The sequence below is a fragment of the Actinomadura rubteroloni genome (assembly GCF_002911665.1).
In the GTDB taxonomy this organism is placed as follows: domain Bacteria; phylum Actinomycetota; class Actinomycetes; order Streptosporangiales; family Streptosporangiaceae; genus Spirillospora; species Spirillospora rubteroloni.
Genome location: NZ_MTBP01000006.1, coordinates 155858 through 178097 on the forward strand (window position 1 = coordinate 155858; position 22240 = coordinate 178097).

General features: G+C 73.5%; 23 protein-coding genes and 1 riboswitch. Of the genes, 7 read left to right on the forward strand and 16 right to left on the reverse strand.

Features of this window, described 5'->3' with window-relative positions:
* The first annotated feature begins 92 nt into the window (after positions 1-92).
* The 4 genes from BTM25_RS28740 (at position 93) to BTM25_RS28755 (ending at position 2904) form a co-directional block, all read left to right on the forward strand.
* Positions 93-983, forward strand: a complete 891-nt coding sequence (locus BTM25_RS28740; protein WP_103566797.1) for an ABC transporter ATP-binding protein — start codon at positions 93-95, stop codon at positions 981-983.
* Positions 980-1753 carry an ABC transporter permease gene (locus BTM25_RS28745; RefSeq protein ID WP_103566798.1) on the forward strand — a complete coding sequence of 258 codons (774 nt, stop codon included), beginning with the start codon at positions 980-982 and terminating at the stop codon, positions 1751-1753. The genes BTM25_RS28740 and BTM25_RS28745 overlap by 4 nt, the downstream gene beginning before the upstream one ends.
* A gap of 75 nt (positions 1754-1828) precedes the next feature.
* Positions 1829-2401, forward strand: coding sequence for a hypothetical protein (locus tag BTM25_RS28750; protein WP_235828756.1), 573 nt, complete (start codon positions 1829-1831; stop codon positions 2399-2401).
* Positions 2402-2469: 68 nt separating this feature from the next.
* Positions 2470-2904 carry a DsbC family protein gene (locus BTM25_RS28755; RefSeq protein ID WP_103566802.1) on the forward strand — a complete coding sequence of 145 codons (435 nt, stop codon included), beginning with the start codon at positions 2470-2472 and terminating at the stop codon, positions 2902-2904.
* Here the strand turns inward: BTM25_RS28755 and BTM25_RS28760 are convergent.
* Together BTM25_RS28760 and BTM25_RS28765 are read right to left on the reverse strand one after the other, a co-directional pair.
* Entirely contained in the window at positions 2808-3398 is a 591-nt protein-coding gene (locus BTM25_RS28760; protein ID WP_103566803.1) for a GNAT family N-acetyltransferase, read from the reverse strand. The genes BTM25_RS28755 and BTM25_RS28760 overlap by 97 nt on opposite strands.
* Positions 3391-4038: a carboxymuconolactone decarboxylase family protein gene (locus BTM25_RS28765; protein ID WP_103566805.1), complete on the reverse strand. Its 648-nt coding sequence runs from the start codon at positions 4036-4038 to the stop codon at positions 3391-3393. The genes BTM25_RS28760 and BTM25_RS28765 overlap by 8 nt, the downstream gene beginning before the upstream one ends.
* Before the next feature lie 148 nt (positions 4039-4186).
* On the opposite strand from BTM25_RS28765, the gene BTM25_RS28770 reads away from it, so the two are divergent.
* On the forward strand, positions 4187-5251 hold the full coding sequence (locus BTM25_RS28770; RefSeq protein ID WP_103566807.1) for a GNAT family N-acetyltransferase: 1065 nt from the start codon (positions 4187-4189) through the stop codon (positions 5249-5251).
* Positions 5235-6029, forward strand: a complete 795-nt coding sequence (locus tag BTM25_RS28775; protein ID WP_103566809.1) for a class I SAM-dependent methyltransferase — start codon at positions 5235-5237, stop codon at positions 6027-6029. The genes BTM25_RS28770 and BTM25_RS28775 overlap by 17 nt, the downstream gene beginning before the upstream one ends.
* On the opposite strand, the gene BTM25_RS28780 is transcribed toward BTM25_RS28775, so the two are convergent.
* The 13 genes from BTM25_RS28780 to BTM25_RS28845 form a co-directional block, all read right to left on the reverse strand.
* Positions 5996-7267 (reverse strand): serine hydroxymethyltransferase, encoded by a 1272-nt coding sequence (locus BTM25_RS28780; protein ID WP_103566810.1) that lies wholly within the window; start codon positions 7265-7267, stop codon positions 5996-5998. The genes BTM25_RS28775 and BTM25_RS28780 overlap by 34 nt on opposite strands.
* Before the next feature lie 52 nt (positions 7268-7319).
* Positions 7320-7404, reverse strand: a riboswitch (ZMP/ZTP riboswitch).
* Positions 7405-7494: 90 nt separating this feature from the next.
* A complete protein-coding gene (locus tag BTM25_RS28785; protein WP_103566812.1) occupies positions 7495-7869 on the reverse strand; it encodes an RNA polymerase-binding protein RbpA in 375 nt (124 codons plus the stop codon).
* A gap of 75 nt (positions 7870-7944) precedes the next feature.
* Positions 7945-8184, reverse strand: a complete 240-nt coding sequence (gene secG, locus BTM25_RS28790; RefSeq protein WP_103566814.1) for a preprotein translocase subunit SecG — start codon at positions 8182-8184, stop codon at positions 7945-7947.
* Positions 8185-8343: 159 nt separating this feature from the next.
* Positions 8344-9141: a triose-phosphate isomerase gene (gene tpiA / locus BTM25_RS28795; RefSeq protein ID WP_103566816.1), complete on the reverse strand. Its 798-nt coding sequence runs from the start codon at positions 9139-9141 to the stop codon at positions 8344-8346.
* Between the two features lie 5 nt (positions 9142-9146).
* Entirely contained in the window at positions 9147-10334 is a 1188-nt protein-coding gene (locus BTM25_RS28800) for a phosphoglycerate kinase (protein ID WP_103566818.1), read from the reverse strand.
* 134 nt (positions 10335-10468) lie between these two features.
* Complete coding sequence (gene gap / locus BTM25_RS28805; RefSeq protein ID WP_103566819.1) at positions 10469-11473, reverse strand: type I glyceraldehyde-3-phosphate dehydrogenase; 1005 nt, start codon at positions 11471-11473, stop codon at positions 10469-10471.
* Positions 11474-11885: 412 nt separating this feature from the next.
* Positions 11886-12866, reverse strand: a complete 981-nt coding sequence (gene whiA, locus BTM25_RS28810) for a DNA-binding protein WhiA (protein WP_103566821.1) — start codon at positions 12864-12866, stop codon at positions 11886-11888.
* Between the two features lie 64 nt (positions 12867-12930).
* Positions 12931-13875: a gluconeogenesis factor YvcK family protein gene (locus BTM25_RS28815; protein WP_235828757.1), complete on the reverse strand. Its 945-nt coding sequence runs from the start codon at positions 13873-13875 to the stop codon at positions 12931-12933.
* Between the two features lie 104 nt (positions 13876-13979).
* On the reverse strand, positions 13980-14858 hold the full coding sequence (rapZ, locus tag BTM25_RS28820) for an RNase adapter RapZ (RefSeq protein ID WP_103566823.1): 879 nt from the start codon (positions 14856-14858) through the stop codon (positions 13980-13982).
* A gap of 13 nt (positions 14859-14871) precedes the next feature.
* Positions 14872-16869, reverse strand: coding sequence for an excinuclease ABC subunit UvrC (gene uvrC / locus BTM25_RS28825; protein WP_103566825.1), 1998 nt, complete (start codon positions 16867-16869; stop codon positions 14872-14874).
* Between the two features lie 79 nt (positions 16870-16948).
* A complete protein-coding gene (locus tag BTM25_RS28830; protein ID WP_168212273.1) occupies positions 16949-17377 on the reverse strand; it encodes a Rieske (2Fe-2S) protein in 429 nt (142 codons plus the stop codon).
* Between the two features lie 37 nt (positions 17378-17414).
* A complete protein-coding gene (uvrA, locus tag BTM25_RS28835; protein ID WP_103566828.1) occupies positions 17415-20252 on the reverse strand; it encodes an excinuclease ABC subunit UvrA in 2838 nt (945 codons plus the stop codon).
* A gap of 175 nt (positions 20253-20427) precedes the next feature.
* Positions 20428-21024 carry a GNAT family N-acetyltransferase gene (locus BTM25_RS28845; protein ID WP_103566830.1) on the reverse strand — a complete coding sequence of 199 codons (597 nt, stop codon included), beginning with the start codon at positions 21022-21024 and terminating at the stop codon, positions 20428-20430.
* 231 nt (positions 21025-21255) lie between these two features.
* Here BTM25_RS28845 and BTM25_RS28850 point away from each other — a divergent pair, with 231 nt between their 5' ends.
* Positions 21256-21921, forward strand: a complete 666-nt coding sequence (locus tag BTM25_RS28850; protein WP_103566831.1) for an MBL fold metallo-hydrolase — start codon at positions 21256-21258, stop codon at positions 21919-21921.
* Positions 21922-22001: 80 nt separating this feature from the next.
* Here BTM25_RS28850 and BTM25_RS29875 read toward each other — a convergent pair whose 3' ends face one another.
* Entirely contained in the window at positions 22002-22148 is a 147-nt protein-coding gene (locus BTM25_RS29875; RefSeq protein ID WP_168212274.1) for a GPGG-motif small membrane protein, read from the reverse strand.
* Positions 22149-22240: the final 92 nt, after the last annotated feature.

Sequence of the window (22240 nt, forward strand, 5' to 3'; positions counted from 1 at the left end):
CCCGACGGTTCGGCCCGGACGCTACTTTCGGCCCGGCGCGAGCGACCTTCGGGCGATGCCCCGGCCCGGCCGTCCCGGCGAGGCTGGACCGCATGATCGAAGTGACCGGCCTCAGCAAGCGGTACGGGGACGTCACGGCCGTCCACGGGATGACGTTCGCGTGCGCGCCCGGCACCGTCACCGGGTTCCTCGGCCCGAACGGCGCCGGAAAGTCCACGACCATGCGGATGATCTGCGGGATGACGCCGCCGACGTCGGGCACCGCGACCGTCGCGGGCACCGAGTACCGGCGGATCGCCAACCCGGCCCGGCACGTCGGCGTCCTGCTCGACCCGGCCGCGCAGCACGGCGGGCGGACCGGACGCGAGACGCTCGCCCTCACCGCCCGGCTCATCGGCGTCCCGCCCCGGCGCGCGGACGCGATGCTCGACATGGTGGGCCTGGCGGGCAAGCCCGCGCGGCGGCCCGTCCGGGCGTACTCGCTCGGCATGCGGCAGCGGCTCGGGATCGCGCAGGCGCTGCTCGGCGACCCGTCCGTCCTGATCCTGGACGAGCCCGCCAACGGCCTCGACCCCGAGGGCATCCGCTGGATGCGGACGCTGCTGCGCGGGTTCGCCGACAAGGGCGGCACCGTGCTGCTGTCGTCGCACCTGCTGCGCGAGGTCGAGGCGGTCGCGGACCGGTTCGTCGTCGTCGCGCGGGGCCGCGTCGTCGCGCAGGGCACCGCCGCCGACCTGCTGGCCGGACGCGCCGGGACGCTCGTGCGCGGCCTCGACCCGGCGGCCCTCGCCGCCGCGCTCGCCGCCGCCGGCCTGCCCGCCGCCCCGGACCCGTCCGGCGCGTTCACCGTCGCCGCCGACGCGGCGCGGGTGGGCCGCGCCGCCGCCGCGGCCGGTGCCGTCCTGGTGGAGCTGCGGCCCGCCGGGGACGGCCTGGAAGACCTGTTCCTGTCCCTCACCGCCGACCGGGAGCCCGTCGCATGACCGCCCTCGCCGTCTCCCCCGCCGCCGCCCCGCCCCGGCCGTCCCTGGCCCGGCTCACCGGCGTCGAACTGCGCAAGATGACCGACACGCGCGCGGGCCGCTGGCTGCTCGCGCTCGTCGCGCTGACCGGCGTCGTGTCCGTGCCGATCGTCATCGCCACCTCGCCCGGCCGCGACCAAGGCCTCCAGGACATGTTCTCCATCGCGCAGCTCGGCCCGCAGCTCCTGCTGCCCGTGGTCGGGATCCTTGCGGTGACGGCCGAGTGGTCGCAGCGGACGGCGCTGACGACGTTCGCGCTCGTGCCCGTCCGGTGGCGGGTCGCGGTCGCCAAGCTCCTCGCCGGGGCGGTGCTCGGGCTGGCGTCCCTGCCGGTCACGCTCGCCACGGCCGTCGCGGGACGCGGCGCGGGCGGGCTCGTCGGACGGTCCGAAGGCTCCTGGCACCTTCCGTCGTTCGTCGTCGGGACGGCCGCGCTCCTCGCCGTCACCGGCGTCCTCACCGGGATGGCGTTCGGGATGCTGCTGATGAACACCCCGCTCGCGATCACGCTGAACTTCGTCCTGCCCGTCGCGCTGACGACGCTCACCCAGACCGTCCACCGGCTGCGCGGCCCGCTCGGCTGGGTCGACCTGAGCCGGGCGACCGAGCCGCTGAGCGACGTCGGCGTCACGTCCGGCGAGTGGGCGCGGGTCGCGACGGCGCTCGCGGTGTGGCTGGCGGTCCCGCTCGCGGCGGGCGTCGTCCGGCTGAACCGGCGCGAGATCAATTGAGCGGACCGCGCCGATCATGCCCGGTTGTCGCGTTCCGGTGGCGGACGGCCCGGTCACGGCTGCACAATGCCCCGCATGCCCAGCAGTGATCTTTTCCAGACGCCGCGGCGCGTGCTCCGCCCCGGAACGACGGTCGAGGACGTGGACGCCCTCGCGCAGCTCCTGCGCTGGCCCATGACCGGCGTGACCGAGCGCGACCGCGCCGCCGGGACCGACGGCCGGGTCACCTGGCAGGCCGACGGCCCCGCGCTGCACTACGGCGAGGACGCGATGTTCGGCATCGGCCACTACCGGCTGGCGGGCGGGCGCCAGGCGGTGGAGGCCGTCGCCGGGCAGGCCGCCGAGGCGCTCGACGCGTGGACCGTCAAGGAGCTGTGCGCGGCCGTGGACGACGCGCCCGACGCCCGCGCCCGCGGGCAGGCGATGCTCCGCCTCGGCCTGGCCGCCCACGAGTTCGACGACGAGGTCCACCGCCGCATCGCCGCCGCGCTCGCCGACGACGACCCCCGCATCCGGTACGCGGCGCTGTTCGCCGCGTCCTACAGCGGCTACGGCCAGTTCGGCGGGAAGATCGCCGGGATGGCCGCGGGCGACCCCGAGGGGTTCGTGCGGGACCGCGCCGCCGCCATCGCGCACGTGCGCCGCTGACCTGCGGCGATTCCCGTCCGCGCGAGCCGGGTACATCCACCGGGTACCGACTTCGGGGGGATGCGGACATGGCGGATGTGCGGTTCGGCGAGCTGCCGCTCGACCTGGCCTTCACCGACGTGCGCGGCGACGGGTCGCGGCGGCTCGCGCTGTTCGGCGACCCGCGCGACCCGAACACGCGGGCGCTGGTCCGCGACGAGCTGTCGCGCGTCGGGGACGTGACCGTCCACACGCTGCTGCTGCCGCTGGAGATCTATCCGGGCTCCGACGACACGGCTCGGCGGATCTGGGCCGCGCCCGACCGCGCCGCCGCCTGGTACGCGTGGATGACCGACGAGACGCCGCCGCCCGACGACCCGGACCCGCACACGCCGCTGGCCCGGCTCCGGCTGGCCGCCGAGGAGCTTCAGGTGATCTCCACGCCCACGCTGGTGTTCGAGAGCGGCGAGATGATGGCCGGGGCCACCCCGGCGCGGGAGATCGAGGCGATGCTGTCGGCCTGACCGGCGTCCGCGCGGTCGGCGGCGAAGTGGACCGCGCCGCCCGGGTCGTGCCGCACGCGGCGCATCCCGAGCCGTCCGGCGACCTCGGCCGTGACCGCGCCGTCGACCTCGGCGGTGACGCGGCGCAGGCCCGTCGCCGTGAACGCGTGGCCGAGCAGCGCCCCGGCCGCCTCCTCGGCGAGCCCGCGTCCCCACCGGTCCGGCTCCAGGCTCCAGACGATCTCGGCGGCGCGGTCGCCGTGCGCGCGCAGCCCCGCGACGCCGAGCAGCGGCCCGCCGCCGACCGGGCGCAGCGTCCACAGGCCGTAGCCGCGCAGCGCGAACCCGCGCTCGCTGGCCGCGATGATCTCGGTGACCGCCGGCCCGGTCACGCCGCGCGCCCCGGGCAGGTGCTCCCGGACGAGCGGCCCGGTCCAGTGCGCGAGCAGCCGGCGGCGGTCGCTCATGCTCACCGGCGCCAGCGTCAGCCGGGCCGTGCGCAGGACGTCACGCATCGCGGTCCGGCCAGTCGGGCGCCTTCTCCCCCGCCGGGACGCCCGTCCGGAACACGCGCATCTGCAACGCGAGCCCCGCGTAATAGCCGACCAGCGTCACCAGCTCGACCAGCGCCGCGCGGCCGAGCGCCGCGATGGCCTCGGTGTAGACGGCGTCGCCGAGATCGCCGTCGGCCGAGAGCTGCCGGGCCGCCTCGTACACCACGCGCTCGCGGACGTCGGCCAGCAGCGGCGCGCGGCCCTCGCGCAGCGCGGTCAGCTCGTCCTCGGTGAGCCCGGCTCGGCGGCCGAGCCGCTCGTGCGCGTACCACTCGAAGTCCGACCGCCAGTGCCCGGCGACGACGAGCGTCGCGATCTCCCGCTCGCGCCGGGTGAACGCGGTGCGGTGGCGGAGCGCGGCGCCCAGCTCCTGCAAGGGCATCCCGACGTGCGGGGTGTAGAGCATGGCGTTGAACGGGCCGTGGAGCCTGCCCTCGTCGTCGGCCACCGCGAACGGCGCGGCACGGTCCCCGCGCGGCCCCTCCGTGATCGCCGTGTAGACGTCGCGCTGCTCCTCGCTGAGGAGGGCGGGACGGAGGGCGGGCAGCCGCCCGCCGTCGGGGTGCTGATCCGGACGGCCATCGCGCAGAGGCTCGATCACCCCTTGCACGCTAGGCGCTGGACGGCGGGCGCTCAAGCCCCTGTCCGCTATGTGAAACCATCAGCTCACGGCGGCGTAGCGAATCCGTAACACCTCACGGTCAAGGTGAGTCAGTACACGTTCACCGTCACCGGAAGGAACGTCCGCCATGCCGCTGCTGCGCGTCCGCGCCGAGATCGAGGACCGTCCGGGCCGGCTGGCCCTGCTCACCGCCGCGCTGGCCCGGCGGGGCGCCAACATCCTCGGGCTCTCGGTCCAGCTCGGCCCCGACGGCGTGGTCGACGAGTTCATCGTCGACGTCCCCGGCGGCGACACCGCGGCGGACGACCTCGGGCGCGCGCTCGCGGGCGCGGGCGCGCTGCGCACCGCCGTCGCCCCCGCCCGGCCGCGCGAGCTGGTGGACGAGACGACCCGCGCGCTCGTCCTGGCCGCCCGGCTGCGCGCCGAGCCGCACACGCTGCCGGACGTCCTCGCCGAGCTGCTGCGCGCCGACGACGCCCGCTGGTCCACCGCCGCCGAGACCGACGACGACCCCGCCGCGCTCGTGGTGCCGGTCGGGCAGCGCCGCGCCGTGCTGGTGCGCCGTTCCGGGCTGCCCTTCACGACCACCGAGGCGGCGCGCGCCGACGCGATGGTCCGGGCGGTGCTGCCCGCCGCCGGGCCGCTGCCCGCGTCGCGGCGGGTGGTGCTGCGCGACGGCACGGCGGTCGTCGTCCGCCCGGTCGAGACCCGCGACGTCGAGGCGATCACCGCGATGCACGACCGCTGCTCGCAGGCGACGCGGCGGATGCGCTACTTCAGCGCCAAGCCGTCGCTGCCGCGCCGCGCGATCGAGCGGTTCTGCGAGCCGTGGCACGGGCTGACGCTCGTCGCCGAAGGACCGGACGGGTCGGTGCTCGCGCTCGCCCACCTGATCCACGTCCTCGAACCGGGCGTCGCCGAACTGGCGTTCCTGGTCGAGGACGCCTGGCAGGGCCGGGGCCTCGGCCGCCTGCTCACCCGGATGCTCGCCGAACTCGGCCGCGACCGGGGCCTGGTCGAACTGCGCGCGACGACGTTCAGCGAGAACGCCACGATGCGGCGGCTGCTGACCGCGCTCGGCGGCCGGACGCTGCGCACCGAGGAGCCCGCCGTGGTGGAGATCCGGCTGCGGCTGGACGGCCGGGCGCCGGGACGCGCCCTGGCAGGATTGCGGGGTGACCGGCATCTATGACGACCCCTGGGCCTACGAGCTTGCCTGCTCCTTCCGCGACGTCGAACCGGAGGTCGACGCGGTGCTCGGCTGGTGCCGGCGGCACGGCGCGGGCACACCGGGATCGGTGCTGGAACTCGCCGCCGGCCCGGCCGAGCACGCCCGCGCGTTCGCCCGCCGGGGCGTCGCCGCCACCGCGCTCGACCTGAACCCGGCGATGTGCGCGTACGCGCGCGAGCGGGCCGCGCGCGAGGGCGTCGCGATCGACGTCGTGCGCGGCGACATGACCGCGTTCGCGCTCGGCCGCCGCTTCGACCTCGTGGTGACGATGCTGGACTCGACGTCCCACCTCATGACGCTGGACGCGTTCGTCGCCCACCTGGACCGCGCCGCCGGGCACCTGGCGCCCGGCGGCCTCTACGTCCTGGAGATGTCGCACCCGCGCGACCGGCTCGGCGACCCGAGCGTCGGCACGGCGTGGACGGTCGAGCGCGACGGCGTCCGGGCGTCGGTGCGCTGGGGCGGGCGCGAGGACGTCCTTGACCCCGTGACGCAGATCGCCCCGGACCGCGTCGTCATGACGATCGAGTCCGGGGCGGAGCCGCGCACGATCCGCGACGTCGTCCCCTACCGGTTCTGGACGGCGACGGAGCTGGCCGCCGCCGTCCGGCTGTCGGGACGGCTGGAGATCGCCGCCCAGTACGGCGACTTCGGCGACGTGCCCGTCACCGACGCCGCCGCCTGGCGGATGATCAGCGTGCTGCGTCAGCCGAGCGACGCCCAGCCCGGCATCGGGTAGGCGGCCATCAGGTCGCGGATCTCGGCGGCCACGCGGTCGGCGACGGTCGTGTCGCCCTTGGCCGCCGCGACGACCACGTCGTCGAACCACGCCGCGACGCGCGGCATCAGGTCGGGCGTCAGGCCCCGCGTCGTGATCGCGGCGGTGCCGATGCGCAGCCCGGACGGGTCGAACGGCTTGCGCGGGTCGAACGGGACGGCGTTGTAGTTCAGCTCGATGCCCGCCTCGTCCAGCGCGCGGGCGGCGGGCTTGCCGGCGACGTCCTTGTTCGTCAGGTCGATGAGGATCAGGTGGTTGTCGGTGCCGCCGGACACCAGGTCGTAGCCGCGCTCCAGCAGCGCGTCCGCGAGCGCGGCGGCGTTCGCGACGATCCGCCGCGCGTAGTCGGCGAAGTCGGGCCGGGCCGCCTCGGCGAGCGCGACGGCGATCGCGGCGGTCGTGTGGTTGTGCGGGCCGCCCTGAAGGCCGGGGAAGACGGCCCGGTCGACCGCCTTCGCGTGCTCGCCGGTCGTGAGGATCATCGCGCCGCGCGGCCCGCGCAGCGTCTTGTGCGTCGTGGTGGTGACGACGTCGGCGTGCCCGACGGGCGAGGGGTGCGCGCCGCCCGCGACGAGCCCGGCGATGTGCGCGATGTCGGCGGCCAGGACCGCCCCGCACTCGCGCGCGATCTCGGCGAACGCCGGGAAGTCGATCGTCCGGGGCAGCGCGGTGCCGCCGCACCAGATCAGCTTGGGCCGCTCGCGCAGCGCCAGCTCGCGGACCTGGTCCATGTCGACGCGGCCGGTGTCGCGGCGGACCTCGTAGCGGACGGCGTTGAACCACTTGCCGGTCGCCGACACCGTCCAGCCGTGCGTGAGGTGGCCGCCCATCGGCAGCGACAGCCCGAGCACCGTGTCGCCCGGCTCCAGGAACGCCGCGTAGACGGCGAGGTTGGCGGGCGACCCCGAGTACGGCTGGACGTTGGCGTGCTCCGCGCCGAACAGCGTCCGGGCGCGCTCGACGGCCAGCAGCTCCAGCGGGTCGATGTTCTGCTGGCCCTCGTAGTAGCGGCGGCCCGCGTACCCCTCGGAGTACTTGTTGGTGAGGACCGAGCCGGTCGCCTCCAGCACGGCGGGCGACACGTAGTTCTCCGACGCGATGAGCCGGATCTTCTCGAACTGCCGGCGGGCCTCGGCCTCCACCAGCCCGGCGACGCTCGGGTCCTGGCCGTGCAGGTGGGGAAGGGACGGCTGGTGCATGGACGCCTCCGCTGCTTCGCCGCCGGGACGGTACGAGGCCCCGGCGTGGGGACCCGTACACCCAGGCGCGCGGTGTGCGGACGGTTCGCTTCCCGGTGGTCGGATCCACCTTGACTGCGCCAGTCGCGTTGCCGTCCAGCCTAGCGGGCCGCGTGCGCGCCCGGAAGACGCGACGGGGCCCGCGGGGAGGGCGCGCCCTCCCCGCGGGCCCCGCGGTCGCTCGTCGCTCAGCCGCGCCCGGCGGCCTCCAGCGCGCGCTTCACCGCGGCGCGCTTGGCCCGCAGCTTGGCGAGGGCCTCCTCCAGGATGGCCTCGCCGTCCTCATCGCTGCGCCGCTCCTTCACGTACGCGAGGTGCGTCTTGTAGGGCTCGGTCTTCGGCGGTGCCGGCGGGCTGTCCTTGTCCTGCCCGGCCGGGAAGCCGCAGCGCGGGCAGTCCCACGTCTCCGGCACCGCGACGTCGGTCGCGAAGCTCGGCCGGGTCTCGTGCCGGTTGGCGCAGTAGAAGGTCACCCAGACCCGGGGGGCCGCGTCGCCGCGCTCGGCCTCTCCCATCGGCCCGGCCCCGACACGGCTGCCCCGAATCGCGTTGCCACTACCCACGGACTACTCCTCGCTCAGTGTTGCCGCGTCCGTCCGCCCGACGGTGCCGCGGCGCTCGCATGTCTCGGCGGCCGGTCAGGCGCCCTTGCTCTTGAACAGCAGGCCCAGCACCACGACCGACGCCAGCCAGATGATCCCGAGACCGATCGTCAGGCGGTCCAGGTTGCGCTCGACGACCGACGAACCGCCGAGCGACGACGAGATGCCGCCGCCGAACATGTCGGACAGCCCGCCGCCCTTGCCCTTGTGCATCAGGACGAGGACCACCATCAGCAGGCTCGCGACGATGAGCACGATGGACGTTGCGATGATCACAGTTCAGCGCCTTCTCTGGCCACCCCCGCCGGGGCGGGGCGTTCTCGGATGCGGGACGAGCGTCGAGCCGGGCGTTTGCCCGTCAGGTACGAAGGGTACGACGAACGGACGTCTGGTTCGGCAAGAACCCCCGGGACAGACCGAATCAATCCGTTCGGATCAGGCCGGAAGGTCCCGGTACCGGCAGATCTTGACGAACTCGCCGGGGTCGAGACTGGCACCGCCGACCAGCGCGCCGTCCACGTCGGACTGGGCCATGATCCCGGCGATGTTCGCGCCCTTGACCGACCCGCCGTACAGGATACGGATCCGCGCGGCCGTGTCACCGTCGTACAGCTCGCCGACACGGGCGCGGATCGCCGCGCAGACCTCCTGGGCGTCCTGCGCGGACGCGGTCTTGCCGGTGCCGATCGCCCAGACCGGCTCGTAGGCGATGACGAGCCCGGCCGCCTGCTCGGCGGTGACCTTCTGCAGCGCGCCGTCGACCTGCGCGACGCAGTGCGCGATGTGCTCGCCCGCCTCGCGGACCTCCAGCCGCTCCCCCACGCACACGATCGGCGTGATCTCCGCGCCGAGCGCGGCCCGCGCCTTGGCGTTGACGAGCGCGTCGTCCTCGTGGTGGTACTCGCGCCGCTCGGAGTGCCCGACGGTGACGTAGGAGCAGCCGAGCTTGGCGAGCATCGCGGCCGACACCTCGCCGGTGTAGGCGCCGGACGCGTGCTGGGACACGTCCTGGGCGCCGTAGGAGAGGTCGAGCTTGTCGGCGTCCACGAGCGTCTGCACCGAGCGCAGGTCGGTGAACGGCGGCAGGACGGCGATGTCCACCGCGTCGTAGTCGGCCTCCTTGAGCCCGAAGGCCAGTTTCTGGACGAGCGCGATGGCTTCCAGGTGGTTGTTGTTCATCTTCCAGTTCCCGGCCATCAGCGGCTTTCGGGCGGAAGCGTTCTTCGGGGCCATCGGGGTCAGTCCTCCAGAGCCTGCAGGCCGGGCAGCGTCTTGCCCTCGAGGTATTCGAGGCTGGCGCCGCCGCCGGTCGAGATGTGGGAGAAGGCGTCCTCGTCGAAGCCGAGCCCGCGCACCGCGGCGGCCGAGTCGCCGCCGCCGACGACGGTGAACGCGCCGGAGTCGATGAGGCCCTGCGCGACGGCGCGGGTGCCGCCCGCGTAGGGGGCCATCTCGAACACGCCCATCGGGCCGTTCCAGAAGATGGTCCGGGCGTCGGCGAGCCGGTCGGCGAACAGCTTGCCGGACTCGGGGCCGATGTCCAGGCCGAGCCGGTCGGCGGGGATCGCGTCGGCCGCGACGACGTCGTGCTGCGCGTCGGCCGCGAACGCGGTGGCCGCGACGACGTCCACCGGCAGCACGAACTCGACGCCGTTGGCCTTCGCCCGCTCCAGGTAGGCGCGGACGGTGTCGAGCTGGTCCTCCTCCAGGAGGCTCTTGCCGACCTCGTGGCCCTGCGCCTTGAGGAAGGTGAAGACCATGCCGCCGCCGATGAGGATGCGGTCGGCCTTGTCCAGGAGATTGTCGATGACGCCGAGCTTGTCGGAGACCTTGGAGCCGCCGAGCACGACCGCGTAGGGCCGCTCGACGTCCGCACTGAGCCGCCGCAGCACGCCGACCTCGGTCGCGATGAGGCCGCCCGCCGCGTGCGGGAGGCGCTGCGGCACGTCGTACACGCTCGCGTGCTTGCGGTGGACGGCGCCGAACCCGTCGCCGACGTACAGGTCGGCGAGGGCGGCGAGGCGGTCGGCGAACGCGCCGCGCTCGGCGTCGTCCTTGCTGGTCTCCCCGGCCTCGAAGCGCAGGTTCTCCAGCAGCCCGACCTCGCCGTCGGCGAGCCCGGCGACGAGCGCGCGGGCCGACTCGCCCGCGACGTCGGCGGCGAGCGGAACGTCGGCGCCGAGCAGCTCGCCGAGCCGCGCCGCGACCGGCGCGAGCGAGAACTCGGGCTTCACCTCGCCCTTCGGACGGCCGAGGTGGGCGCAGACGACGACCTTCGCGCCCCGCGCGCGCAGCGCCTCGATCGTCGGCAGGCCGGCCCGGATGCGGCCGTCGTCGGTGATGGCGCCGCCGTCCAGCGGCACGTTGAGGTCGGCGCGGACGAGCACCCGCTTCCCGGCGACGTCGAGATCGTCGATGGTGCGCATCGGCAAGGCGTTTCCTTCCGTCGGGGGTCGCCCCCGGTGGACACGGCGGGGCGGCGCGGGGGCGCCGCGCGCGGAGCCCCCGGAGACACGGCCGCCGTGGCCGTGCGGGGCACGGCCACGGCGGGGGGCGTCGGTCAGAGCTGGGCGCCGACGAGCTTGACGAGGTCGGCGAGGCGGTTGGAGTAGCCCCACTCGTTGTCGTACCAGCCGACGACCTTGGCCTGGTTGCCGATGACCTTGGTCAGGCCCGCGTCGAAGATGCACGACGACGGGTCGGTGACGATGTCGGACGAGACGATCGGGTCCTCGGTGTAGGTGAGGATCCCGGCGAGCGGGCCCTCGGCCGCCTCCTTCAGCGCGCCGTTGACCTCCGCGACGGTGGCCTCGCGGCCCAGCTCGACCGTCAGGTCGGTGGCCGAGCCGGTCGGGATCGGCACGCGGACCGCGTAGCCGTCCAGCTTGCCCTTCAGCTCCGGCAGGACCAGGCCGATGGCCTTGGCGGCGCCGGTGGAGGTCGGGACGAGGTTCAGCGCGGCGGCGCGGGCGCGGCGCAGGTCGCCGTGCGGGCCGTCCTGGAGGTTCTGGTCCTGCGTGTAGGCGTGGATCGTCGTCATCAGGCCCTTGTTGATCCCGAACGTGTCGTTCAGGACCTTGGCCATCGGGGCGAGGCAGTTGGTCGTGCAGGACGCGTTGGAGATCACCGTGTGCGCGGCCGGGTCGTAGGCGTCGTCGTTGACCCCGAGGACGATCGTGACGTCCTCGTTCTTGGCCGGGGCGGAGATGATGACCTTCTTGGCGCCGTTGTCGGCGTGCACCTTGGCCTTGGTGGCGTCGGTGAAGAAGCCGGTGGACTCGACGACGACGTCCACGCCGACGTCGGCCCACTTGAGGTTCGCCGGGTCGCGCTCGGCGAAGGTCTTGATGATCGAGTCGCCGACGGCGATCGAGTCGTCGGTCGCGTGGACGTCGCGGCCGAGGCGCCCGAGGATGCTGTCGTACTTCAGCAGGTGGGCGAGCGTGGCGTTGTCGGTCAGGTCGTTGACCGCCACGATCTCGATGTCGGCCCCGCTGGCCAGGACGGCGCGGTAGAAGTTTCGGCCGATCCGGCCGAACCCGTTGATGCCTACTCGGATGGTCACGGAACGGCTCTCCTCATACGTCGTCTCGCCCGGCGGTGGCCGGACTCTCCACGGGGTGCGTTCTCTTGCTCGCACGGGGTGTTCCCCGCCCGACCCTACCGAATGGCCGGGCCGCTTCCCGACAGGGGAGGCGAGGGATATCGGGGGGTGAGGCCCCCTCCCCCACCTGGGGGATCGGACTGTCACCCGCCAGGGTCTAGACCTTTGTGTCTAGACCATTGGACAGGGTTCCCGCCGCTACCGGCAAGGACGCCGGGCACAGCAAACACGGCGTCAGATTTGTTCCGGTATGCGGCTGAGTGCGCCGCAACGCGGCCCCGCCGGGAAAAGTGGCGGTGATCACCGGGCGCGACCACCGCCCCGGTTGCGGCCCCCGCCGCCCGCCGGTAACGGACGACCGGAACCCCGGAGATCAGGGGGCGAGCATGTCGGCGGTCAGGTTCGCCTCGGTGCCCGGGAGGCCCTGGTCGCTCGCGCGCTTGTCGGCCATCGCCAGCAGCCGCCGGATCCGGCCCGCGATGGCGTCCTTGGTCAGCGGCGGCTCCGCGAGCTGGCCCAGCTCCTCCAGCGACGCCTGCTTGTGCTCCAGCCGCAGCCGCCCCGCGCTCACCAGGTGCTCGGGGGCCTCCTCGCCGAGGATCTCCAGCGCCCGCGCCACCCGCGCGCCCGCCGCGACCGCCGCGCGGGCCGACCGCCGCAGGTTCGCGTCGTCGAAGTTGGCGAGGCGGTTGGCCGTCGCCCGGACCTCGCGGCGCATCCGCCGCTCCTCCCAGGCCAGCACGCTGTCGTGGGCGCCGAGCCGGGTCAGCAGCGCGCTGATCGCGTCGCCGTCCCGGACGACCACCCGGTCCACCCCGCGCACCTCCCGCGCCTTGGCGTGGATCTTGAGCCGGCGCGCCGCGCCGACCAGCGCGAGCGCCGCCTCCGGACCCGGGCAGGTCACCTCCAGCGACATCGACCGGCCCGGCTCGGTCAGCGACCCGTGCGCGAGGAACGCGCCCCGCCACGCCGACTCGGCGTCGCACGCCGCGCCCGCCACCACGTGCCGGGGCAGCCCCCGCACCGGACGGCCGTTGTTGTCGATCAGGCCCGTCTGCCGGGCCAGGGACTCGCCGTCGCGGAAGATCCGCACGACGTAGCGGTTGCCCTTGCGCAGCCCGCTCGGCGCGAGCACCACGACCTCCGAGCCGTGCCCGAACACCTCGGCGACGTCCCGGCGCAGCCGCCGCGCGGCGACCCCGGTGTCGATCTCGGCCTCCACCACGATGCGGCCGCTCACCAGGTGCAGGCCGCCCGCGAAGCGCAGCAGCGTCGAGACCTCGGCCTTGCGGCAGCAGGGCTTCAGCACCTGCAGCCTGCTCAGCTCGTCCTTGACCACACCGGTCATCGCCATGAGATGAACCCTCTCCCCCTGTCCGGACTCCCAGCAGTGTGGCCGAAGTCGGCCGCGCGGGTCGTCACTGCGCGAATATCTGTACGAAGGCTTGGGCCAGCAGGGCGGGATCATGACGCGGCGCGCCGCCGGGGTCGGCGACGTCGGCGAGGACGAGCCGGCCGCCGAGCGCGGCGACGGCCTTGTCCAGCGCCTCGGCGTCGTCCACCACGCCCCGGTCGGCGAGGACGACGTCCACCCGCAGGTCGGGCGCGTGGGCCTGGAGCACTTCCAGATGGTTCTGGGGGGAGAAGTCGTCGGTCTCGCCCGGCTGCGGGACGAGGTTCAGCGCCACGATCCGGCGGGCGCGGGTGCGCGCCAGCGACCGGGCCAGCGCGGGGACCTTCAGGTGCGGCAGGACGCTCGTGAACCACGACCCCGGGCCGAACACCACCCAGTCCGCGTCGTCCACGGCGGCCAGGGCCTCGGGGCACGCGGGCGGGTCGGCCGGGACGAGGTCGACGCCGAGCACCGTCCCCGCCGTGCTCGCGCACGCCACCTGGCCCTTGACCCGCGTGACCACCCCGGGCCGCGCCGGGTCCGCGCCGCGCACCTCGGCGACGATGTCCATCGGGACCGCCGCCATCGGCAGCACCCGGCCGTGCGCGCCGAGCAGCCGCCCGACCCAGTCCAGGCCCTCCACCGTCGAGCCGACCGGGCCCCCGCGCTCGGCGAGCAGCTCCCACAGCGCCACGATCAGCAGGTTGCCCACCGCGTGGTCGTGCAGGACGCCGCCGCTGCGGAACCGGTGCTGCACCACGTCCCGCCAGGTCTGGCCCCACTCGTCGTCGCCGCACAGCGCGGCGAGGGCCATCCGCAGGTCGCCCGGCGGCAGGACGCCCAGCTCGGCGCGCAGCCGTCCGCTGGACCCGCCGTCGTCGGCGACCGTGACGATCCCGGTCAGCCGGTCGGTGACCCGCCGCAGCGCCGACAGCGCCGCGTACAGCCCGTGCCCGCCGCCGAGCGCCACGACCCTCGGACCCGTGAGCGGACCCGCATCCTGACCTGAGCCCGGGCCTGGAACCTCCACCGTGCCGTTCGTCTCCTCGTCCCCGACCCGTGCCGGGTCACTGCTCACTCACGGCCGAGGTCACGATGGGCGACCTGTACCTCGATGCCCTCGTCCCGCAGCCGTGCGGCGATCTGTTCCGCCATGGCCACACTACGGTGTTTGCCGCCCGTACATCCCACGGCGAGCGTCACGTAGTGCTTGCCCTCCCGGTCGTACCCCGCGGCGAGCAGGCGCAGCACCTCGGTGTAGGCGTCGAGGAACTCCTTGGCGCCGCTTTGCCCGAGGACGTAGTCGCGGACGTCGGCGTCCCGCCCGGTCTTCGGCCGCAGCTCCGGCACCCAGTGCGGGTTCGGCAGGAACCGGCAGTCGACGACCAGGTCCGCGTCGACCGGGAGCCCGTACTTGTAGCCGAACGACACCACGGTCGCGCGCAGGCTCGGCCCGCCGGTGTCGGTCCCGAAGAACGACACGATCTTGGCGCGCAGCTCGTGGACGTTGAGCCCGCTGGTGTCGATCACCAGGTCGGCCTCGGCGCGCACCTCGCGCACCAGGTCGCGTTCGCGCGCGATGCCGTCCACCAGGCGCCCGTCGCCCTGCAGCGGGTGCGGACGGCGGACGCTCTCGAAGCGGCGCACCAGGTCCGGGTCGCCCGCCTCCAGGAACACCACCCGGGGATGGACGCCCCTGGCCTCCAGCTCCGCGATGGCCGTGTGCAGGTCCTCGGTGAACGCCCGGCTCCGGACGTCCACGACCACCGCGATCCGCGGCACCGCGTCCTTCACCCGGCCGCCGAGATCGGCCATCGTCGCGAGCAGGCCGGGCGGCAGGTTGTCCACCACGAACCAGTCGAGATCCTCCAGCGCCTTGGCGGCGGTGCTGCGCCCCGCGCCCGACATGCCCGTCACGATCACGATGTCCGGCACGTTGGTGTCCGTCGTCATTGTGCTTCCCCCGTCAGCCGTCAGAACCCCGTGCGTCCCCACCGGACCCCGGCCGCCCTCCGGCGGCCGGGACCGTCCCGCCGTGCAGCGCCGCCGCGATCGTCTCGGCGCTGCGCGCCCCGATGCCCGGCACCTCCGCGATCTGCTCGGGCGTCGCCGCGCGCAGCCGCTTCACCGACCCGAAGTGCTTGAGCAGCGCCGTCCGCCGGGCCGGGCCGAGCCCGGGGACGCCGTCCAGCTCGCTCGCCGTCATCGCCTTGGACCGGCGCTGGCGGTGGAACGTGATCGCGAACCGGTGCGCCTCGTCGCGCACCCGCTGGACGAGGTACATGCCCTCGCTGTTGCGCGGCAGGATCACCGGGTCGTCGTCCCCCGGCAGCCACAGCTCCTCCAGCCGTTTGGCGATGCCCGCGACCGCGACGTCCTCGACGCCCAGCTCGTCCAGCGCCCGCTGTGCCGCCGCGACCTGCGGCGGGCCGCCGTCGACCAGGACGAGGTTCGGCGGGTAGGCGAACTTGCGCGGCCGGCCGGTCTCCGGGTCGACGGGGCCGTGCGCGCCCACCTCGGTCTCGTCGGGGTCGCCGAGGACGTCCAGCTCGCCCGTCTTCTCCCGCTCGGCCAGATAACGGCGGAACCGGCGAGTGATCACCTCGTGGATCGAGCGGACGTCGTCCTGCCCCTCGACCGCCTTGATCGTGAACCGGCGGTACTCGGACTTGCGGGCCAGGCCGTCCTCGAACACGACCATCGACGCGACCACGTTCGTGCCCTGGAGGTTCGACACGTCGTAGCACTCGATCCGCAGCGGCGCGTCGTCCAGCTCCAGCGCGTCCTGGATCTCCTGGAGCGCGCGGCTGCGGGTCGTGAGGTCGCTCGCGCGGCGCGTCTTGTGCTGCTTCAACGCCTCCAGCGCGTTGCGCTCCACCGTCTCCAGCAGGGTCTTCTTGTCGCCGCGCCGGGGCACGCGCAGCCCCACCGGGCCGCCGCGCTGCTCGCCGAGCAGCTCCGCCATCGCCGCGTGGTCGGGCGGCAGCTCGGGGACGAGCACCTCGCGCGGGATCCCCTGCCCGTCCTCGGCCTCGGCGTAGATCTGCATGAGGAACTGCTCCACGAGGTCGCCGGTGGTGACGTCCTCCACCTTGTCGACCACCCAGCCGCGCCGGCCCCGGATCCGGCCGCCGCGCACGTAGAACACCTGGACTGCGGCTTCCAGCTCGTCCTGCGCGAACGCGACCATGTCGCAGTCGGTGCTGTCGCCGAAGACGACCGTCTGCTTCTCCAGGGCCCGCTCCAGCGCGCGGACGTCGTCGCGCAGCCGGGCCGCGCGCTCGTACTCCTGCGACGCGGCGGCCTCGCGCATGTCGCGTTCGAGGCGGCGGATGAACCGGGTCGTGTTGCCCGCCATGAAGTCGCTGAACTCCTCGGCTAGCAGCCGGTGCTCGTCCGGGGAGACCCGCCCGACGCACGGCGCCGAGCACTTGTCGATGTAGCCGAGCAGGCACGGCCGGTCGAGCTGGTGCTGCCGCTTGAACACCCCCGCGCTGCACGTCCGCACCGGGAAGACGCGCAGGAGCTGGTCGACGGTCTCGCGGATCGCCCACGCGTGCGAGTACGGCCCGAAGTAGCGGACGCCCCGGCGCTTGGCCCCCCGCATCACCATGACGCGCGGGAACTCCTCGTTCAGCGTCACCGCGAGGTAGGGGTAGGACTTGTCGTCGCGGTACCGGACGTTGAACCGGGGGTCGAACTCCTTGATCCAGGAGTATTCGAGCTGGAGCGCCTCGACCTCGGTGCCGACGACCGTCCAGTCCACGCGGGCGGCGGTCTGGAGCATCGTCTGGGTGCGCGGGTGCAGGCCCGCGAAGTCGGCGAAGTAGGAGTTCAGGCGGGACCGCAGGCTCTTGGCCTTGCCCACGTAGACGACCCGCCCGCCCGCGTCGCGGAAGCGGTAGACGCCGGGATCCTCGGGGATGGATCCCGGTGCGGGTCGGTAGGTCGCCGGATCTGCCACGCTCGCAAGCGTAGTCGGCGCCGCCGACAATCGCGGCTCCCCGGCGGGCCGCCGGGGAGCGGCCCGCCGGACTCCGCGCTCAGGCGACGACGATGGCGTCGCCCTTGACCTGCACCGGGTACTCCTTCAGCGGCCGGTTCGCCGGCCCGTGCTGCACCGACCCGTCGGCGATCTTGAACTCGCTGCCGTGGCACGGGCAGTGGATCGCCCCGCCCGTCACCTTGTCGGTGAGGCAGCCCTGGTGGGTGCACGTCGCGTCGAACGCCTTGTAGGTCCCGGCCGTCGGCTGGGTGACCACCAGCTTCGCCTGCTGGTTGATCACCCCGCCGCCGACCGGGACCTCGGCGGTCTTCGCGATCTCGGTCCCGCGCAGTTCGGTCGCGGACTTGGCGGGCTTGTCGTCGCTAGGGCCGCAGCCCGCCAGCACCGCCGCCGCGCCGAACGCCCCGGCGCCGCACAGCACCGTCCGCCGCGTCGCCGGTGTCCCGGCCGTCACATCGTCGTTCATGGGACACATGATCCTGCACGCGGGGCGCGGAACGGGATCAGAGGCCCATCTTGGCGAGGAACTGGCCGGTGTGGCTGGCCTCGACGCGGGCGACGTCCTCCGGGGTGCCGGTCGCGACGACGGTGCCGCCGCGCGAGCCGCCCTCGGGGCCCATGTCGACGATCCAGTCCGCCGTCTTGATCACGTCCAGGTTGTGCTCGATGACGAGGACGGTGTTGCCCTTGTCCACCAGGCCGTTCAGCACGCCGAGCAGCTTGCGGATGTCCTCGAAGTGCAGGCCGGTCGTCGGCTCGTCCAGGACGTAGATGGTGCGTCCGGTCGAGCGCTTCTGCAGTTCGGCGGCCAGCTTCACGCGCTGCGCCTCGCCGCCCGACAGCGTCGGCGCGGGCTGCCCGAGCCGGACGTACCCGAGCCCGACGTCGTTCAGCGTCTTCAGGTGCCGGTGGATCGCGGTGATCGGCTCGAAGAACACCGCCGCCTCCTCGATCGGCATGTCGAGGACCTCGGAGATCGTCTTCCCCTTGTAGTGGACCTCCAGCGTCTCGCGGTTGTAGCGCGCCCCGTGGCACACCTCGCACGGCACGTAGACGTCCGGCAGGAAGTTCATCTCGATCTTGATCGTGCCGTCGCCGGAGCAGTTCTCGCACCGGCCGCCCTTGACGTTGAACGAGAACCGGCCCGGCTGGTAGCCGCGCACCTTGGCCTCGGTCGTCTGCGCGAACAGCTTGCGGACGTGGTCGAACACGCCGGTGTAGGTCGCCGGGTTGGAGCGCGGGGTGCGGCCGATCGGCGACTGGTCGACGTGGACGACCTTGTCGAGCTGGTCGATCCCGGTGACGCGGCGGTGCTTGCCCGGGACGGTCCGGGCGCCGTTGAGCTGCTTGGCCAGCGAGTTGTAGAGGATGTCGTTGACCAGCGTCGACTTGCCCGAGCCCGACACGCCGGTCACGGCCGTGAGCACGCCGAGCGGGAACGACACGTCCACGTTGCGCAGGTTGTTCTGCTGCGCGCCCTTGACCGTGATCTCGCGGCCCTTCTGGCGCGGGCGGCGGACCTCGGGCCTCTCGATCGTCCGGCGGCCCGACAGGTACGCGCCGGTCAGGGACCGCTCGCTGGCGCGCAGGTCCTCCACCGTGCCGGACACGACGACCTCGCCGCCGTGCTCGCCCGCGCGGGGGCCGATGTCCACGATCCAGTCGGCGGCGGCGATGGTGTCCTCGTCGTGCTCGACGACGATGAGCGTGTTGCCCATGTCCCGCAGCCGCAGCAGCGTCTCCAGGAGCCGGTGGTTGTCGCGCTGGTGCAGGCCGATCGACGGCTCGTCCAGCACGTACAGGACGCCGACCAGCCCGGAGCCGATCTGGGTCGCGAGGCGGATGCGCTGCGCCTCGCCGCCCGCCAGCGTCGCGGACGCGCGGTCGAGCGTGAGGTAGTCCAGGCCGACGTCCAGCAGGAAGCCGAGGCGCGCGTTGATCTCCTTCAGCACGCGCTCGGCGATGTGCTTCTCGCGCTCGTTCAGCTCCAGCGACAGCAGGAACTTCGCGCACTCCCCGATCGGCATCCCGGCGATCTCGGCGATCGACCGGCCGCCCATCGTGACGGCGAGGACGTACGGCTTGAGCCTGGCCCCCTCGCACGTCGGGCACGGGATCTCCCGCATGTAGCCCTCGAACTTCTCCCGGCTGGAGTCGCTCTCGGACTCGGAGTGGCGGCGCTGGATGTAGGGGATCACGCCCTCGAACGCGGTGTAGTACGACCGGGTGCGGCCGTACCGGTTCTTGTAGCGGACGTGCACCTGCGTCTCGTGCCCGTTCAGGACGGCCCGGCGCGCCTTGAGCGGCAGCTTGTGCCAGGGCGTCCCGAGGTCGAAGCCGAGCGCGTCGCCGAGGGCCGCCAGCAGCCGCAGGAAGTAGTCGCTGACGTGCCCGCCCGACCACGGCTGGACGGCCCCGTCGGCGAGGGACAGCTCGGGGTCGGGGACGACCAGCTCCGGGTCCACCTCCATGCGGGTGCCGAGGCCGGTGCAGTCGGGGCAGGCGCCGTAGGGCGAGTTGAAGGAGAAGGAGCGCGGCTCCAGCTCGTCGAACGACAGGTCGTCGTAGGGGCAGTAGAGGTGCTCGGAGTACATCCGGGTGCGGTTCTCGTCGTCCTCGGCGAGGTCCACGAAGTCGAGGACGATCGTGCCGCCGGACAGGCCGAGCGCGGTCTCCACCGAGTCGGCGAGGCGCTGGCGCGCGGACTCCTTGACCGACAGCCGGTCCACCACGACCGAGATGTCGTGCTTCTCCTGCTTCTTGAGCGTCGGGGGCTCGTCCAGCCGGACGGTCGCGCCGTCCACGATCGCCCGCGAGTAGCCCTTGGACTGCAGCTCCCGGAACAGCTCCAGGTACTCGCCCTTGCGGCCCCGGATCACCGGCGCGAGCACCTGGAAGCGGGTGCCCTCGCCGAGCTCCAGCACACGGTCCACGATCTGCTGCGGGGCCTGGCGGCTGATCGGACGGGCGCACACCGGGCAGTGCGGGTGCCCGATGCGCGCGTAGAGCAGGCGCAGGTAGTCGTAGACCTCGGTGATCGTCCCGACGGTCGACCGGGGGTTCTTGCTCGTGGACTTCTGGTCGATCGACACGGCCGGGGACAGGCCCTCGATGAAGTCGACGTCCGGCTTGTCCATCTGGCCGAGGAACTGCCGGGCGTAGGCCGACAGCGACTCGACGTACCGGCGCTGCCCCTCGGCGAAGATCGTGTCGAACGCCAGACTCGACTTCCCGGAGCCGGAGAGCCCGGTGAACACGATCATGGCGTCCCGCGGCAGGTCGAGCGAGACGTCCTTCAGGTTGTGCTCGCGTGCTCCACGCACGATGAGTCGGTCATGCACGGCGGTGGCTTCCGGTTCTCTGGTGGGGCGCCGACGGCGCGTCGGCGCGCGTCCCGTTCACGGCGGCGAGGAGAGACTCCCCCGCCATAGCTAACAGCGGCATCGGCCGCTTCATTTCGACCGTACACGTGTTCGAACACCACTTGCCACCGGAACGGGCGCGGGGCTCGTCCCGTCACAGCCGCGCCCGGCCCTCCCGCAGGTCGTCGGGGGTGAGCAGCCAGCACAGGTCGCGGCCGGTGTCGCCGGGGGCCGCGGGCGGACGCTCGACCGTCCGTTCGAGCAGGAACCCGAGCCGGCGCGCGACCGAGGCGCTGGAGTCGTTGGCCGCGTCGCACCGGATCTCGACGCGCTCGACGCCGGGGTCGGCGAACGCCGCCCGGACCAGCGCCGCCGCGACCCGGGTCGCGATGCCCCGGCCGGTGTAGGCGGAGTGGACCCAGTAACCGATCTCACACGTCACGGGCGGGCGGACGTGCAGGACCGTGCCACCGAGCACCGGAGCGCCGTCCCGGTCGCCGCCCGCCGCGAAGATCCCGTAGGCGAACTCCGTCCCGTCGGCCCAGAGGCGGTCCCGCTCGGCGAGGTAGGCCGCGTGGTCGGCCTCGGCCGGCAGGTCCGCCGCCCAGGCCATCCACTCGTGCAGTTCGGCGAAGGACTCCTTGACGGCCTGGTCGAGGGCGCCGGCGTCGGACGGCCGCCAGCGGCGCACGACGAGGTCGTCCAGCACGATCCGTTCGGGCGGCCGGTCGGTGAGCGGTGCGGCGTCCATTCCCCCATCGTGCACAGCGGCCTCCCGAGTCGCGACCCATTAACGGCGGTCCCACCGCACTTCCCGGGGAACGATCTCTCACACCGCTGGAACGCTCTCTTCCGCTCGGGCACCGGACGCGCGTGATTTTCCGCACCGTACGCCGCGAACGGGACGCAGCCGGGGACGCGGCGGCGCGGGCGATGCGCGAGGATGGGCGCTGTCCGCCACGGGACCTCGACGGGAGGGACGATGACCTACACCGGAGACGTCGCGGTCGGCGGCGCGCCCGGCGTCCGCGAGCTGCCCGGCCTGACGATCACCAAGGCCGCGGTCGGTCCGTACGACAACAACGCCTACCTGCTGCGGTGCGCCGCGACGGGCGAGCAGCTCCTCATCGACGCGGCCAACGAGGCGTCCCGGCTGCTCGGCCTGCTCGGCGGGGGGCCGCTCGCGCGGATCGTCACGACGCACCGCCACCAGGACCACTGGGAGGCGCTCGCGGAGGTGGTCGCGGCGACGGGCGCGCCGGTCACCGCGCACCCGTTCGACGCCGAGCCGTTGCCCGTCCCGGTGACGGCGCCGGTCGAGGACGGCGACACGTTCACGTTCGGCGCGGTGACGCTGGAGGTGATCCACCTGCGCGGCCACACGCCGGGGTCGATCGCGCTGCTGTACGACGCGGACGGGTCGTCGTCCGGGCACCCGCACCTGTTCACCGGGGACAGCCTGTTCCCCGGCGGGGTCGGGAACACCTGGGGCGACCCGACGCGGTTCGCGCGGCTGCTCGCGGACGTCGAGGAGCGCGTGTTCGACCGCCTCCCCGACGCGACCTGGTTCTATCCGGGCCACGGCAAGGACTCCACGCTCGGCCGGGAGCGGCCGTCGCTGCCGGAGTGGCGCGCGCGGGGCTGGTGACGGTCCCCCGACGGCGCGCGGCCCGCGTGCGGCGGTGCACGCGGGCCGTTCGCGGAGGCGGCGCCGCGAGGGCGCCGGGGTCAGTGGAAGATGCTGACGCCTCCCGGGCCGACGAGCAGGCCCACGACGATGAGGACGATGCCCCAGAGCAGTTCGCGCCGGGCGAGGATCACGTAGATGCCCCCGACGACCAGGATGACGGCGATGAGCCACAGAATGAATGCCATGCGGCAACGAGTCCCCGTTAGGAAAAGGATCAAACAGACCTAGGGCAAAAGCCCTGGTCAAGGCCTGTTTCGCAGCGGCGGTTCACGGACCG

Bases quoted from the DNA above. Each gene is read 5' to 3' on its own strand.
- BTM25_RS28740 (WP_103566797.1), top strand. From the start codon at position 93: ATGATCGAAGTGACCGGCCTCAGCAAGCGGTACGGGGACGTCACGGCC.
- BTM25_RS28745 (WP_103566798.1), top strand. From the start codon at position 980: ATGACCGCCCTCGCCGTCTCCCCCGCCGCCGCCCCGCCCCGGCCGTCC.
- BTM25_RS28750 (WP_235828756.1), top strand. From the start codon at position 1,829: ATGCCCAGCAGTGATCTTTTCCAGACGCCGCGGCGCGTGCTCCGCCCC.
- BTM25_RS28755 (WP_103566802.1), top strand. From the start codon at position 2,470: ATGGCGGATGTGCGGTTCGGCGAGCTGCCGCTCGACCTGGCCTTCACC.
- BTM25_RS28760 (WP_103566803.1), bottom strand. From the start codon at position 3,398: ATGCGTGACGTCCTGCGCACGGCCCGGCTGACGCTGGCGCCGGTGAGC.
- BTM25_RS28770 (WP_103566807.1), top strand. From the start codon at position 4,187: ATGCCGCTGCTGCGCGTCCGCGCCGAGATCGAGGACCGTCCGGGCCGG.
- BTM25_RS28780 (WP_103566810.1), bottom strand. From the start codon at position 7,267: ATGCACCAGCCGTCCCTTCCCCACCTGCACGGCCAGGACCCGAGCGTC.
- tpiA (WP_103566816.1), bottom strand. From the start codon at position 9,141: ATGGCCCCGAAGAACGCTTCCGCCCGAAAGCCGCTGATGGCCGGGAAC.
- BTM25_RS28800 (WP_103566818.1), bottom strand. From the start codon at position 10,334: ATGCGCACCATCGACGATCTCGACGTCGCCGGGAAGCGGGTGCTCGTC.
- whiA (WP_103566821.1), bottom strand. From the start codon at position 12,866: ATGGCGATGACCGGTGTGGTCAAGGACGAGCTGAGCAGGCTGCAGGTG.
- rapZ (WP_103566823.1), bottom strand. From the start codon at position 14,858: ATGACGACGGACACCAACGTGCCGGACATCGTGATCGTGACGGGCATG.
- BTM25_RS28830 (WP_168212273.1), bottom strand. From the start codon at position 17,377: ATGAACGACGATGTGACGGCCGGGACACCGGCGACGCGGCGGACGGTG.
- BTM25_RS28845 (WP_103566830.1), bottom strand. From the start codon at position 21,024: ATGGACGCCGCACCGCTCACCGACCGGCCGCCCGAACGGATCGTGCTG.
- BTM25_RS28850 (WP_103566831.1), top strand. From the start codon at position 21,256: ATGACCTACACCGGAGACGTCGCGGTCGGCGGCGCGCCCGGCGTCCGC.
- BTM25_RS29875 (WP_168212274.1), bottom strand. From the start codon at position 22,148: ATGGCATTCATTCTGTGGCTCATCGCCGTCATCCTGGTCGTCGGGGGC.